The 13,674-nt window shown below is 38.1% G+C and carries 12 protein-coding genes and 1 pseudogene; 6 read left to right on the forward strand and 7 right to left on the reverse strand.

Annotated elements, in window-relative coordinates:
- Positions 1-362: 362 nt before the first annotated feature.
- From MKZ17_RS18820 to MKZ17_RS18830, 3 genes and pseudogenes are all read left to right on the forward strand, one after another.
- The gene (locus MKZ17_RS18820; protein ID WP_340725239.1) at positions 363-1,850 is read left to right on the forward strand and encodes a carboxypeptidase M32; all 1,488 of its coding nucleotides are present in this window, start codon (positions 363-365) and stop codon (positions 1,848-1,850) included.
- Positions 1,851-2,440: 590 nt separating this feature from the next.
- Positions 2,441-2,650, forward strand: a pseudogene (locus tag MKZ17_RS18825) (hypothetical protein); the annotation flags it as partial.
- Positions 2,651-2,941: 291 nt separating this feature from the next.
- A complete protein-coding gene (locus MKZ17_RS18830) occupies positions 2,942-3,178 on the forward strand; it encodes a hypothetical protein (RefSeq protein WP_340725240.1) in 237 nt (78 codons plus the stop codon).
- A 94-nt stretch (positions 3,179-3,272) separates the two neighbouring features.
- Here MKZ17_RS18830 and MKZ17_RS18835 read toward each other — a convergent pair whose 3' ends face one another.
- The 5 genes from MKZ17_RS18835 to MKZ17_RS18855 all read right to left on the reverse strand — a co-directional run bounded on the left by MKZ17_RS18835 (position 3,273) and on the right by MKZ17_RS18855 (position 8,079).
- Positions 3,273-3,887 (reverse strand): NUDIX hydrolase, encoded by a 615-nt coding sequence (locus MKZ17_RS18835; protein ID WP_340725241.1) that lies wholly within the window; start codon positions 3,885-3,887, stop codon positions 3,273-3,275.
- A gap of 172 nt (positions 3,888-4,059) precedes the next feature.
- Complete coding sequence (locus MKZ17_RS18840) at positions 4,060-4,938, reverse strand: glycine betaine ABC transporter substrate-binding protein (protein ID WP_340725242.1); 879 nt, start codon at positions 4,936-4,938, stop codon at positions 4,060-4,062.
- A 13-nt stretch (positions 4,939-4,951) separates the two neighbouring features.
- Positions 4,952-5,806 carry an ABC transporter permease gene (locus MKZ17_RS18845; protein ID WP_340725243.1) on the reverse strand — a complete coding sequence of 285 codons (855 nt, stop codon included), beginning with the start codon at positions 5,804-5,806 and terminating at the stop codon, positions 4,952-4,954.
- Positions 5,799-6,998, reverse strand: a complete 1,200-nt coding sequence (locus tag MKZ17_RS18850; protein WP_340725244.1) for a quaternary amine ABC transporter ATP-binding protein — start codon at positions 6,996-6,998, stop codon at positions 5,799-5,801. Before MKZ17_RS18850 ends, MKZ17_RS18845 begins: the two co-directional genes overlap by 8 nt.
- 454 nt (positions 6,999-7,452) lie before the next feature.
- Positions 7,453-8,079 carry a TrkA C-terminal domain-containing protein gene (locus MKZ17_RS18855; RefSeq protein ID WP_340725245.1) on the reverse strand — a complete coding sequence of 209 codons (627 nt, stop codon included), beginning with the start codon at positions 8,077-8,079 and terminating at the stop codon, positions 7,453-7,455.
- Positions 8,080-8,243: 164 nt separating this feature from the next.
- Between MKZ17_RS18855 and MKZ17_RS18860 the strand changes: the two genes are divergently transcribed.
- From MKZ17_RS18860 to MKZ17_RS18870, 3 genes are read left to right on the forward strand one after another with little or no spacing between them, the layout of a single operon-like run.
- A complete protein-coding gene (locus tag MKZ17_RS18860) occupies positions 8,244-9,221 on the forward strand; it encodes an ABC transporter substrate-binding protein (RefSeq protein WP_340725246.1) in 978 nt (325 codons plus the stop codon).
- The gene (locus tag MKZ17_RS18865; RefSeq protein WP_340725247.1) at positions 9,222-9,980 is read left to right on the forward strand and encodes an ABC transporter ATP-binding protein; all 759 of its coding nucleotides are present in this window, start codon (positions 9,222-9,224) and stop codon (positions 9,978-9,980) included.
- Positions 9,955-10,755: an ABC transporter permease gene (locus MKZ17_RS18870; RefSeq protein ID WP_340725248.1), complete on the forward strand. Its 801-nt coding sequence runs from the start codon at positions 9,955-9,957 to the stop codon at positions 10,753-10,755. The genes MKZ17_RS18865 and MKZ17_RS18870 overlap by 26 nt, the downstream gene beginning before the upstream one ends.
- Before the next feature lie 225 nt (positions 10,756-10,980).
- Here MKZ17_RS18870 and MKZ17_RS18875 read toward each other — a convergent pair whose 3' ends face one another.
- Together MKZ17_RS18875 and dacB are read right to left on the reverse strand one after the other, a co-directional pair.
- Positions 10,981-12,111 (reverse strand): DUF418 domain-containing protein, encoded by a 1,131-nt coding sequence (locus MKZ17_RS18875; protein ID WP_340725249.1) that lies wholly within the window; start codon positions 12,109-12,111, stop codon positions 10,981-10,983.
- A gap of 92 nt (positions 12,112-12,203) precedes the next feature.
- Complete coding sequence (gene dacB, locus MKZ17_RS18880) at positions 12,204-13,604, reverse strand: D-alanyl-D-alanine carboxypeptidase/D-alanyl-D-alanine endopeptidase (RefSeq protein ID WP_340725250.1); 1,401 nt, start codon at positions 13,602-13,604, stop codon at positions 12,204-12,206.
- Between the last annotated feature and the right edge of the window lie 70 nt (positions 13,605-13,674).

The raw sequence follows: 13,674 nt of genomic DNA on the forward strand, positions 1-13,674 counted from the left end.
CTTCAACGTTTATTAATATACACCCTTCTCTATTCTTTATGCAACACTTTTATTAAAGAAAAAAAATTCTGTTTATTATTTCAGCAAAATAATTTAAGTTCCTACCTATTTATATATCAACTTAAAGTTAATCAATCAGTCGTCGTTTTTTCATGAAATTTGCTGAAAAAACCATATAAAGAGAATAAAAAATTACATTTTTTAAAATATATTAGTTATAATCCTCTGTTATTATTTCCCTTTCATCTAATAGACTTTAGCTACTCTTTTACTAAACAGATGAAGACATTTAATTCAATTAGTATATTGAATAGTCATAATATGTTAGTTGACGATATAATTTAAGTGAAGGGAGTGTTTTTATGAAGGAGACATTTATTGATTACGTGAAAAAAATGCAGAACTACTCCGAGGCGCTTTCAGTTATTTACTGGGATATGCGCACGGGTGCTCCGCGTAAGGGTTTACCACAGCGTGCAGAAGTGATTGGCACATTATCTGCGGAATTATTTGCACTTCAAACGAGTGAGGAGCTTGGTAAGATTCTCGATCAACTTGAAAATGAAGAGCTAAATTTTGTAACACATCGTCTGTTTGAAGAAGTAAAGAAACACTATAATGAATCAAAAAAGATTCCGGCTAATGAATTTAAAGCGTATACGATTTTAAAAGCAAAGTCAGAAGCTGCTTGGGAGGAAGCTAAGGAAAAATCTGATTATCAAATTTTCCTCCCATACTTAAAAGAAGTAATAAACTATCAAAAGAAATTTGTACAGTATTGGGGTATTAAAAACGGCTCTGCCTATAATACGTTACTAGATAAATATGAGCCAGATATGACAACAAACATGCTGGATCAATTGTTTGGTGAACTAAAAACAACGATTGTACCACTCGTAAAGGCGATTCAAGCTTCACCGAATAAGCCAGATACATCAATGTTATTTGAACATTTCCCAAAAGCTGGCCAACATGCTGCATCGCTAGAATTGCTCGAGCAACTCGGTTATGATTTCGAAGCAGGCCGTCTTGATGAAACGGTACACCCATTTATGATTGGTTTAAATAGTGGAGATATTCGTGTTACGACAAAATATAGTGAATCTGATTTCCGTTCAGCCATTTTTGGCACTATTCATGAGTGTGGACATGCCCTATATGAACAAAATATTGACCCACAATTAAATGGTCTCCCATTATCAACAGGTACTTCAATGGGAATTCATGAGTCCCAGTCATTATTTTATGAAAACTTTGTAGGCCGTAACGAGAATTTTTGGAAACATAATTTCTCTATTTTACAAAAGCATTCTCCAGCTCAATTTGGGCAAGTTGAAATTGAGGATTTTTTAAAGGCCATTAATTTTTCAGAGCCATCATTCATTCGGATTGAAGCAGACGAGTTAACTTATCCACTGCATATTATGATTCGTTATGAAATTGAGCGAGAAATCTTTAATGGAGACTTACAAGCAGAAGATTTACCACGCGTTTGGAATGATAAATACGAAGAATATTTAGGCATTCGTCCAGAAAACGATGCACAAGGTGTATTACAAGATATGCACTGGAGTGATGGTAGCTTCGGATACTTCCCTAGCTATGCACTAGGCTTCATGTATGCAGCACAGTGGAAACATGCGATGGACAAAGATATCCCAAACTTTGACGAGCTATGTGCACGTGGCGAACTTGCACCAATTTTACAGTGGCTAACAGAGAAGGTGCATCAATATGGTGCGTTGAAAAAGCCTAATGAGCTCATTTTAGAAGGGACTGGTGAACCATTATCAGCAAAGTATTTAGCTGATTATTTACACCAAAAATATACAAAACTCTACCAATTATAATATTTCCAAGAGACTGGGACAAAACAAAAACATCATTTTTCTCGAGTGAGAAAAATGATGTTTTTGTAATTGGTTTTCGTTGCGGGGACGCTTTCCGGGGCGTGGACTGAGCCTGTAACTCAGGCGTCACGCTATTCCCCCAGGAGTCGCCCCTCCACTACAACCAATTTTTTAAGTATCCAATTTTTAATACTGTACTTTACCGTACATAGAGAAATTTCCACTTCTGTCTTAATGGTAAAAACCCTTCCCTCTTGTTTAAATTGCCCACTTAAACATAAAACGCCTGACACCTATATAATTGTCAGACGTTTTACTTAAAATAGCTTTTGTAATAATTGATAGCCTAATCCTTTAAATGCGATATCTAACACAGCCGCCACTATGATGGCTGCCCCAACTGCTAAATATAGCCCTTTTTTGCCCTTCATATAAATCCTCCAACTATTTATGCTCTCTTAATCATATGCTATTTTTTATCGAAAACCTAGCACTCCTGATTAAAAACCCTAAATTTATTCTACTTACTTGCAGGTGAACATGGAAAAGGTTTCGTAGTTGTAGCAGAAGAAGTTCGAAAACTTGCGGAGCAAACGAATAACTCATCCATCCAAGTAAAAGAAATTATTACAGCGATTCAACGTGAATTATCAAAATCGGTTGAATCAATGAACGATAGCTTAGGAGAGGTTTCAAAAGGGTTAGAAATGTTTGCTCAAACCGAAACAAACTTCTTACAAGTAAAAACATTTATCGGAAACTTAACAGAGCAGCTTGTTGAAATTCAGGATTGTGCGTAACAAATTGCAAATGATAGTGACTTTGTTGTCCGTGATATTCAAGTTGTTGAAGAAATTTCAGCAACCGCTGAAGCACTTGAAGGAATCGTGGATGAATTATTATCAGAAGTCAGCGTATTTAAAACACGTTAATTGAATAATTAAAAAGCGGACAAATGTCCTTATGGATATAAAGATCATGTCCGCTTTTTTTATTTACTAAGGAATTTCTTTATTTTCAGAATTTTCCAACTGATTAATTTACATTCATTTCAATACAATTTATAATGAGAAGGAAAAAGGAGGGATTTTATGGGGAAATATACGGTTATCGTTACGACACATGAAAATCGTAGACTACATTATCGCACGAGCAGTGCACATTTTATTAAAAGCCTTTACAAGTGCGGAACGAGTGCATTACCCATTCATAACGTATTAAACCTCTCGCTTGATGAGCTAACAGTCGTAGAAGCTTATTTAGACAAACCTAGATCTTGTGAGGTCATCGATAACTACACGAAAAAATCTATTTCACTTCCTATCTGACACTATCCATAAATTCACCCTTACACCTGCACTACTTCAATCTAAATAAAAAGAAGGAATGCACGTAATATTAACCATTCCTTCTTTATCATCCTTATTTCATCTTTTCTACAAAATACTTTAAAAGTCTCGCAGTTAAGCCCCAAATCGTATAGTTGCCATACTCATAAAACCATTCTTCCATGCGGCTTGTTCGCCACTGATAATTTTCACCATTCGCAATTTTACTGTACGGAAAGTCTGCAGGAGGTTTCGGTTCAATCGGTACAAAATGCACGTACGGCTCATGCGTAAGAAGCCAATTGAGCGGAACAGTAATTACTTCTTCTACTTCATCCTTATTATACATATGAAGCTCCGACTGCTCGATAACCCCGACAAACGGGTAGACAACAAACGAGGGAGATGTTACAAGCGGGCTTAAATGGCCTAGTATTTGAATTGACTCGGGGTTTACTCCAAGCTCTTCATAAGTTTCCCTCAAAGCTGCAGCAAGTGGCGAATCATCCGTTTCATCAATTTTACCACCCGGAAAACTTATATCCCCTGGTTGTTTACGCATCGTCAATGCGCGCACCTCAAAAAGCACATGCCACTCGCCATCTTTTTCGACTAAAGGAATGAGCACAGCGGAACGAAATGCCGTTTCTTCCCCTAAAAATAAAGGCTGTGGCTTATTTAATTGTCCTTTTAGTTGATCTAACAGCATCACTTTCTCCACCTTATTACAATCATTTCTTTTATCGTACCATGAACACTTCACTTTCGTGTATATTTCAAAACACTTTAACGAACATAAAAAAACATCCCCCATCTTGCTAAATACACAAGATAGAAGATGCTTCCCGGTTGCTATATGTTCACCCATTCCCCAATGGTTATTATTCTATTGCTGATTTCCACTCATTAACTAGCTCTTCATTTCCTTTAATCCAGTTAGCAGCTGCCTCTTTTGGACTTGCACCAGCATTAATTTCAAGCATGATTTCTTCAATATCTTCTGGCGTCCAATGGAATGCATCTAATACTTTATACGCTTCAGGTGCTTCTGTTTCTAATTTTTCTCGCACAAATGTGTGGATATTCTCATCTCCACCATAAACACCTTTTGGATCTTCTAAATATTTCAGATCATACGATGCGAACTTCCAGTGTGGACTCCACCCTGTCACGATTATTTCTTCTTCATTTTTAATCGCTTGGTCTAGCGCCACCGTCATCGCACCTGACGAAGATGGTAATAGAGACCACTCAGCTAAGTTTGGATACGTATCTAATGCCGTTTCAGTCGCACTCATAATACCTGCTCCTGGTTCAATACCTGTAATCACCGCACCAGCTTCTGAATTTAAGTCTTCAATTGAATTGACATCCATATAAGCTGGTACGACTAAACCTATTTTCGCACCTTCTAGGTTCGGACCTAGATCAACTAAGCTATCCCCATATTTTTCAAATTGTGCTGCATGCGTACCCGGTAACCAGCCAGCGACCATCGCATCAGCTTCTCCCTTCGATACAGCCTCCCACATGATGGCATTATCTAATGGTGTGACCGATACATCATAGCCGATATCTTCTAATACCTGTGCCACAACATGCGTCGATGCGATTTCAGTATCCCACTCCACATATGCTAAATTAATATCCCCTAAATCTTTATCAGAAGCACTAGAATCTGAGCCTTCATTTCCACAGGCAGCTAAAAATGTCATCGCACCTAAAGTGGCTACACCTAATAAATACTTTGCTTTCTTCATTAATAATTTCCCCCTAGTTTACGTTTTTCTTGTTAAAACTTTGTGTTAAACGGTCTACAATAATCGCGAAAATAACTAAACTAATTCCCGCTACAAATCCGTTACCTACTTGCGCACGCTGCAAGGCAGACAATACTTCTCGACCTAATCCAGGCGCCCCAATCATAGAGGCGATTACTACCATCGAAAGGGATAATAGAACTGTTTGATTAATCCCCGCCATAATCGTGGATTTGGCAAGTGGCAACTCGACTTTAAATAACTTTTGACTCGTTGTACTACCATAAGAGTCCGATGCTTCAATTAATTCTTTTGGAACTTGTCGAATACCTAAGTTCGTAAAACGAACAGTTGGTGGAAGTGCGAATATTACCGAAGCAAATACACCCGGTACAACGCCAATTCCAAAGAAGGCTACAGCAGGAATTAAATAAACGAACCCTGGCATCGTTTGCATAAAGTCTAAAATCGGCTTAATAATCTCTTCTGTGACTTTACTTTTCGCCATTAAAATCCCAATTGGTACACCTAGTAATATCGCAATAAAACTTGAGAATAATACGAGTGTAAAAGTATTCATTAACTCTTCCCATAAACCTTGGTTGTAGATAAACAACAAACCAATTAGAGAGAATAATGCGAGGCCAAAAATTTTTCTCGTAGCAATAAATGAGATGATCACAACGATAGCAATAAATAGTATGGGTGGAATGGCTACTAGTAAATCAGTTACAGTTCCCATTAAACTAGTACCACTGTTTTGTATTAATTTAAAGGCACCTGCAAATGTATCTGTTACACCATCCATGAAACGTTCTACATTTTCCGCAACAGGTATTTCAGGAATGTTATCGAGCCATTTATTCATTCGAGTCACCCCCCTGTGTAGTTGAAGCAAGTGCTTCTAAAACTACTCCTCGAATGAGTACACCACGTAATTTTCCTTCATCGACGACCGCAATAGGAGTTGGTGAATCTGAGATAATAGATAATATTTCTTGAAGCACCGTATCCGATTTAACGATTGGCATATCATTTTTGATGATTGATTTCAGTGTCTTTTCACCTTTGTTCAACAGCTGCAATGCATCATCTGCAGTAATGTACCCTTGATATTGACGATATTTATCCACAGCAAGCAACACACTTACTTCCTCTTCACGCATGCGTTGTAACGCCACTTTTGGTCCGTCATGCTCGATATTGACAGTCATCGCACGTACCATCGCGTTTTCTGCTGTTAACACTTTTGAGCGATCTACATCTTCTATAAACGTTCGGACATAGTCATTAGAAGGATTTGTCAAAATCTCTTCCCCCGTACCAATTTGCATGATTTTGCCGTCCTTCATAATAGCTATCCGATCACCTATTCGAAGCGCCTCGTTTAAATCATGTGTAATAAATACTATTGTTTTTTGTAAATTTGCTTGGAGTTCCAGTAGCTCGTCTTGCATCTCTTTTCGAATGAGAGGATCGAGCGCAGAAAAAGCTTCATCCATTAAGATAATTTCCGTATCATTTGCAAGTGCTCGTGCTAATCCAACACGTTGTTGCATACCACCTGAAAGTTGGCTTGGATATTGATCTTTGTATGCAAGTAAACCCGCGTTCTGTAAAGCCTTTTCTGCTTTCAATCTTCTTTCTTCCTTTGGTACACCACGAATCTCTAAACCGTATTGGGCATTTTCTAAAATTGTTCTTTGAGGGAACAACGCAAAATTTTGAAAGACCATGCTCATTTTCTCACGGCGTACAACTTGCAAACTTTTTTTATTCATTTTCATAATATTTTTTCCATCTATAAAAATATCACCGCTTGTCGGTTCAATTAATCGATTCAATAAACGAATAAGTGTTGACTTACCACTTCCTGAAAGCCCCATAATAACGAAAATTTCGCCTTCTTTTATCATTAAATTAGCTTCGTATACACCAACCGTAGCACCTGTCTTTTTCAGGATTTCTTCTTTTGATTGATGTTGTTCGACTAACTTCAATGCACCTGCACTGTTTTTGCCGAAAATTTTGGTGACATTGCTTATTTTAATCTTCTCCATAATTCACACCCTACAAAATGTTATTTTCAAAAAGTAACAACTTACTTTTATTTTAAAGTTGTTATTACTGACAACCTCAATGTTACATAAAGGTTGTTACTTTGTCAAATAAGCGACAATCATTTCTATCCTGTAAACGTGCGCTACATAACACTTTTGTCTATACGATATTTTTTTACAAAATAAAAAAACCCTCATAACAGAGGGCTTTAAAAGGATTGAAAGAGAATAAATAATCCATCTTTAATAATTTTTGTGTTGAATACTCATTTAATCTAAGAAAAGTATATTCATTTCTATTACAAAGTTGTTACTTCTTATACTAATATTTCAATCAATGGGTATTATCAAATCATTGATTGTCTTCACCAATCGGCCTTTTATGGACCGTTGATATCCCATTAACACTCATTTTTCTGGTCTAGTTCCAACCACTTTTTTCAGTACAACTAAATTAGCTGTTTAAAAACTGCTTTACATTAGAGTACGTTGCATCATTTCCTACAAAATAAAGTGTATCTCCAATGGAAAGAGTCGCATACGGACCTGGCGAAAGCACTAACTCATCACCTTTTTTAATTCCAACAATCGTTGCGCCTGTTTGTTGCCAAAAGTTGATTTCACCAATATTTTTTGAAATAAAAAGACAAGTCTCCGAAATCTCTATTTGAAATGGAACAAATGGGTTAATGGATTGAAAGCGATTTGTACGATTGACCATTTCCGCCAATGTACCCTGTAATTGATGTAATTCTGTAATTTGCTTTTCAATACTACTATTTAACTCCTGTTGTAACTCACGAACCGATTTTACATCATCTAAACGATGCACAAATTGCGCCGCATTTTCATAAGAAACGATGACTACACCACTACCCTTTGTCGCCTCTACAATATTTAAGTCTTGTAGTACTGCAATAGCGCGACGAGCAGTCTCAGATGAAACACCGTATTGAGAGGCAAGCGAAGATCTTGCATAGATCTTTTCACCAACGATGTATTTTTTTTCTACAATTTTTGCAGCTATATCTTCAGCAATAATTTGATATCTAGGGCGTTTTATGTGCATTTTTTTCTCCACGGGTTGTTGCTCCTTTAGGCTATACTCTTTTCCATCTTACATGATATTTGGACAAATTACGATTATGATTCATTTCCCCTTGCATCTTCCAATCCTTTCCTAAACACCCCTCGCCTACTCGCCGCATATGCTAGTGATTATTACAAGGAGAGAAGGATGGCTAAATGAAATGGATTCGATACGCCTTATTTTTTGGGCTTCTATTGCTTTTAGTTGGCTGTGGAGATAAGGAATTGCAAGAAGTGAAGGTGGGTGAAGTAACACGTTCGATCTTCTATGCACCTCTTTATGTTGCAATCGAAGAAGGTTTTTTTGAGGAAGAAGGCTTAAATATCGGTTTGACGACCATCCCTGGTGGGGATAAAACGATGACTGCCCTACTTTCTGATGGAATCGACATCGCATTAATTGGCGCAGAAACTTCGGTTTATGTAGCTGGGCAAAATCCAAATGATGTCGTTGTCAACTTCGCACAGCTTACTCAAACAGATGGGACGTTTTTAGTTGCCCGAGAAGAAGTAGAGAATTTTGATTGGACTATGCTGAATGGTAGTACATTTTTAGGGCAACGTGTTGGTGGAATGCCGCAAATGGCAGGGGAGTTTGTGTTAAAGAAACATGGAATTGACCCGCATAAAGATTTAACACTGATTCAAAATATTGATTTTGCTAATATTGCGAATGCCTTTGCATCTGGAACAGGGGATTATGTACAGCTTTTCGAACCCACTGCTAGCGTTTTTGAACAACAAGGTGTAGGGAAAATCGTGGCATCGTTCGGTGAGGAACTCGGCGAAATCCCTTATACTGGATTTATGACAAAAGAAAGTACTTTAGAAGATGAAGAGATGGTTAAAAACTTCACAAAAGCACTATACAAAGCCCAAATATGGGTATATGAGTCATCTGCTGCAGAAGTGGCAAAATCGATTGCCCCTTATTTTGAGGATACGGATCTTGCACTAATTGAAAAGGTCGTGACACGTTACCGAGATCAAGAATCCTATGCAAAGGATCCTATTATTGACGAAGAGGAATTCCAAAATTTACTTGATGTAATGACCGAAGCTGGTGTACTTGATTATGAGGTAACTTACGGACAGCTCGTAAATCGGTCCATTGCTGATGCGGTTGTGAAGTAAATGACTTTCGTTGAGGGGCACCATATTGCACATCACTTTTTTAATGATCAAGGTGTAACGACCGCGCTTGAGGATGTTTCATTCGCCGCCGAGGAAGGTGAATTTATTTCCTTTATCGGTCCGAGTGGCTGTGGTAAATCCACATTACTTTCGATTATTGCTGGCCTAATTGAACCAACTGCCGGTCAATTAACATTTACAACGCCATCAACGGAAATTGGCTATATGCTACAACAGGATTTTTTATTTCCTTGGAAAACGATTGAGGAGAACGTAGCACTTGGGCTGACAATCAATCAAAAAGAGGATCCGGAAATTGTCCATTCATTACTTCAACAATTTGAACTTGCTCATACAGCGAAGCTTTATCCACCGCAACTGTCAGGTGGGATGCGTCAACGTATTGCACTTGCCCGTACACTTGCAGTTAACCCAACATTACTACTCCTTGACGAACCATTTTCTGCACTCGATTTCCGTTCCAAATTAGCCCTAGAAAACTTCGTGTCAGAAACGTTAAAACGTTTCTCCAAAACAGCGATTTTAGTAACCCATGATATTGAAGAGGCGATTGCGATGAGTGATAAAATTTACTTATTTAGTAACCGCCCAGGCACAATTATTAAAACATTCATCGTCCCTAATGAAATTCGAAAGCTACTCCCTTTTGATGCGCGTAACGCTGAACAATTTAAGCCATTATTCCAATCCATTTGGAAGGAGCTCGATGCGAATGGATCTTCAACTATTACAGGATGAATACAAACGAAAGCGAAAGCTAGAAAGCCGTAAAATCCGTTTGCTTCAATTGCTTCTACTTGTTGCACTCTTTGTCTTTTGGGAGCTGTCGACACGCTATCGACTGCTCGACCCGTTAATATTTAGTAGCCCTACTGCTGTCATTCAGCTATTTATCGCAAAAATATCAGATGGATCCCTATTCCCTCATGTCGTCGTTACCTTATTAGAAACGGTTGTCGGCTTTCTTCTAGGTACAATTCTCGGTACACTACTTGCGATTTTCCTTTGGTCATCCACAATGGTAGCCAAAGTAATGGATCCTTATTTAGTCGTCTTGAATGCGATGCCAAAAGTGGCGATTGGACCAATTATTCTCGTTATTTTTGGACCGAATATCATGGCAGTGCTCGTCATGGGGATATTAATTTCTGTTATCATATCAACAATTGTCATTTTTTCTGCCTTCCAGCAGGTAAATGAAAACTATATAAAAGTAATGCGACTGTTTCATGCTACTAAACAGCAAACCTTTTGGCATGTCGTTCTCCCTGCTTCGACACCGACAATTATTTCAACACTGAAAGTAAATGTTGGGTTAAGCTGGGTCGGTGTCATTGTCGGAGAGTTTTTAGTGTCTTCCAAAGGGCTCGGCTATTTAATTATCTCAGGCTTCCAAGTATTTAATTTTAACCTAGTTTTTCTTGCGCTACTCATGATTGTACTGCTCGCAACCTTCATGTATAAAGTAGTCGATATTATCGAGCAAGTGCTTTTACGGCGATTCAATTTTTAATGAGGCTCGGACAAAACCAAAACATCATTTTTCTCGAGTGAGAAAAATGATGTTTTTTTGTAATTGGTTTCCGTTGCGGGGGCGTGACGCCTGAGCCTGTTGTCTCAGGTGTCACGCTATTCCCCCTATACGGTCCATTTCACTACTTTTTTTCTTGCCGATAAAGATCCTTTGTTTTGAAGCCTGCGTTTAAAATGTCTACCAATCATTAATTTCAATAATTCCTTACAAATAAACAAATTTCCTTAACACCCATTCTACCGGGCCAATTGCAAAGCGTTTTGCATACCAGTTAGCCAGCATTAGCTGCAATATGAAAATAACAGTAGCTAGAGCAACACCAAGTGCTACTCCTAATTGTCCAAACATACCTAGACCGTAGCCATAAAAAATCATCGTACAAATAACTGATTGCATTAAGTAATTTGTGAGGGACATACGTCCAAGGTTAGCGAAAGATTTTGTCACTCGACGTTCCTTCATTAAATTAAATACCCACATAAATAAAGCGATATAGCCAATTGCTAGCACGTAGGTACCAGCTGTATAGAGCGCCTGCCCAATGAAATGATCCCAGTATAGCATTGATTTGAGTACTAACCCTAAAGGAACAAGCAACGATAACTGTTTGAAACGGTTTGTGTTACCCTCAATGGCAGCAAAAAGATTTACTTTTCCAGATGCCATGCCTAACAATACAAATGGACCTACAATAACAAATGAAAAGATTGAAATAAAGCCAAGTATAATTGGGATAAAGATTGCTAGAAGTAACAGCATGAAGCCCGTAAATTCTTCAAAATTACCAATACGATACTGCACAACTTCCCAATACGTCCCACTTGAATAAATTTCAGTCAATTCTGTCGTACTTGGTAATAACTGACTGAGCATACCCGTTTTTAATGCACCAAGTGGTATAAAAATAAGAATTAAAATACTTGCCCAAATAAGTAACGTACGTACCTTTCGTTTTATAAAAAGCATAAAAATGAGTAAACCTGAGCCATATGTTAATAAAATATCGCCATCCCATATAAGTGCGATATGTAAGCCACCTAATACCATCAGCCCGATAGCTCTCCGCCATAAAGGTCCTCTTGTTTTTAGCTCACGATTTTCTAATGACCGAACAAATTGAATAATACCGTAACCAAACATGAAACCAAAAATCGGATAAAACGAACCTTCTACTGCAATTTTTGTGAAATAAAATGCGAATTTATCCCACCATGTATCGGGTTGAATACTATCAAAAGTTATATTCCCATATTGAAAATGCAACATATTCGCCACTAAAATGCCAAACAGCGCAAAACCCCTTAACGCATCTAACCCTTCAATTCTTTTCTTCATTTTCCACCTCCTCCCTATTATACGGAAGGAGGCATATTAAAGTTTCGTATTTTCATATTTAATAAGATGCAAGTTGCGATTCAACGTCTTGTTTATAATGTTGCGATAATTTTTTTCAGCCCGCTATCTAAAAATGGGATGCCTTCTTCTCGTCCCTCAAGCATCACAGAAAAGATGTACTGCTTCCCACTATTTCCTATCAAATAACCTGACAGCGTGTTGACCTCGTGGATGTAGCCGGTCTTTGCAAAAATACGATTTTCATACTCCGACTCTAAAAATCGATCCTTTAGTGTGCCCCCAATTAATCGATCCGTATTACCAGCTACCGGTAAGGAATCGAAAAAAATATTAAAGTAGGCTTCCTTTTGTAGCTCAAACAGTAGCTTTGAAATTCCGTTAGAGGAAAGACGGATGCCATGCGAAAGTCCTGATCCATCCACAAATCGCCAATCTTCAATCTCAATTTGTTGTTCATCTAAATAGGCTTTTATAACACGAATCCCAGTTTCATAATCCCCAACACCATACTGAAGTTTCCCCATTGTTTTCGTGAATATATCTGCAATACTATTATTACTTAGCTTCATAAAGATTGAAAAAATTTCACCCACTGTGCATGAGTTATGAGTATAAATAAGTTGCGCCTTTTGTGGTACAATCCCCGCTGCTACAACCTCGTCTTGTAAAAACTCAATACCCTCCCTTTCACAAATTCCCTTCCAAAGTTGGAGGGTGTTTTTTGTTGGATTTTGCATCGATACCCATACTTTTGCGTTCTCCTCCTGTGGTAAATTGCCTAAAATAACAATTTGATTTGTACCATTTCTTCGTCGAACTTCTAATGTATTTTCTTCGCCGGATGCAACGGTAATTGCTTCATTTGTAATGTGCATGCCGCACAAGTCTGGAATAACGTTATAAGTAGGCTTTTCTCCTACGTTTTTAGGGATTGCAGTCACAATAATTGTGCTCGCATCAAAGTCTGAATTCGGTGACATTGTAATCGCCGAAACACGTGCCCCGTAATAATGGGTCTCCCCCTCTTCATCAACTCCAGGGGGCAACGTATCCCCTGGAAAATACGAATCATCCCCAACAAGTTGACCATCAATTTTTTCAATGCCGCGCTCTTTTAACACTTTCGCAAAATGCGTCAAATCCGCTTCACTTATCGTAGGATCTCCTTGACCTAACACATAAACATTGCCATTTAATACGCCATGATTTAAAGTACCATCCATAAAGAGTTGTGTTTTAAATCGGTATTTCTCCCCAAGTTTTGCGAGTGTAGCTGCACCCGAAAGAATTTTCATATTGGATGCCGGGCGCATTAAATGATCTCCACGGTATGTATATAAAATAGTACCTGTTGCCCGATCACGAATCGTAAGTGTTGCCTTATCTCCTCCTAAAATCGTTTCAACCGCTTCATCAATTGCTGCCAAGCTTTCGTCATTTAATGCGGGTGCCATGTCCGATATTTTCTCCATACTACCCCTCCTAATTTTTAGAATATACTGTTAATTTATTGTAGCAGAAAATTTGGTAGGTGGTTGAAGT

This window comes from Solibacillus sp. FSL R7-0682 (assembly GCF_038005985.1).
GTDB lineage: Bacteria > Bacillota > Bacilli > Bacillales_A > Planococcaceae > Solibacillus.

What these genes read in the sequence shown, in the direction of transcription:
- MKZ17_RS18875 (WP_340725249.1), bottom strand. Translation starts at nt 12,111, where the DNA reads ATGAAGAAAAGAATTGAAGGGTTAGATGCGTTAAGGGGTTTTGCGCTG.
- MKZ17_RS18845 (WP_340725243.1), bottom strand. Translation starts at nt 5,806, where the DNA reads ATGAATAAATGGCTCGATAACATTCCTGAAATACCTGTTGCGGAAAAT.
- MKZ17_RS18860 (WP_340725246.1), top strand. Translation starts at nt 8,244, where the DNA reads ATGAAATGGATTCGATACGCCTTATTTTTTGGGCTTCTATTGCTTTTA.
- MKZ17_RS18840 (WP_340725242.1), bottom strand. Translation starts at nt 4,938, where the DNA reads ATGAAGAAAGCAAAGTATTTATTAGGTGTAGCCACTTTAGGTGCGATG.
- MKZ17_RS18870 (WP_340725248.1), top strand. Translation starts at nt 9,955, where the DNA reads ATGGATCTTCAACTATTACAGGATGAATACAAACGAAAGCGAAAGCTA.
- MKZ17_RS18830 (WP_340725240.1), top strand. Translation starts at nt 2,942, where the DNA reads ATGGGGAAATATACGGTTATCGTTACGACACATGAAAATCGTAGACTA.
- MKZ17_RS18835 (WP_340725241.1), bottom strand. Translation starts at nt 3,887, where the DNA reads ATGCTGTTAGATCAACTAAAAGGACAATTAAATAAGCCACAGCCTTTA.
- MKZ17_RS18850 (WP_340725244.1), bottom strand. Translation starts at nt 6,998, where the DNA reads ATGGAGAAGATTAAAATAAGCAATGTCACCAAAATTTTCGGCAAAAAC.
- dacB (WP_340725250.1), bottom strand. Translation starts at nt 13,604, where the DNA reads ATGGAGAAAATATCGGACATGGCACCCGCATTAAATGACGAAAGCTTG.
- MKZ17_RS18820 (WP_340725239.1), top strand. Translation starts at nt 363, where the DNA reads ATGAAGGAGACATTTATTGATTACGTGAAAAAAATGCAGAACTACTCC.
- MKZ17_RS18865 (WP_340725247.1), top strand. Translation starts at nt 9,222, where the DNA reads ATGACTTTCGTTGAGGGGCACCATATTGCACATCACTTTTTTAATGAT.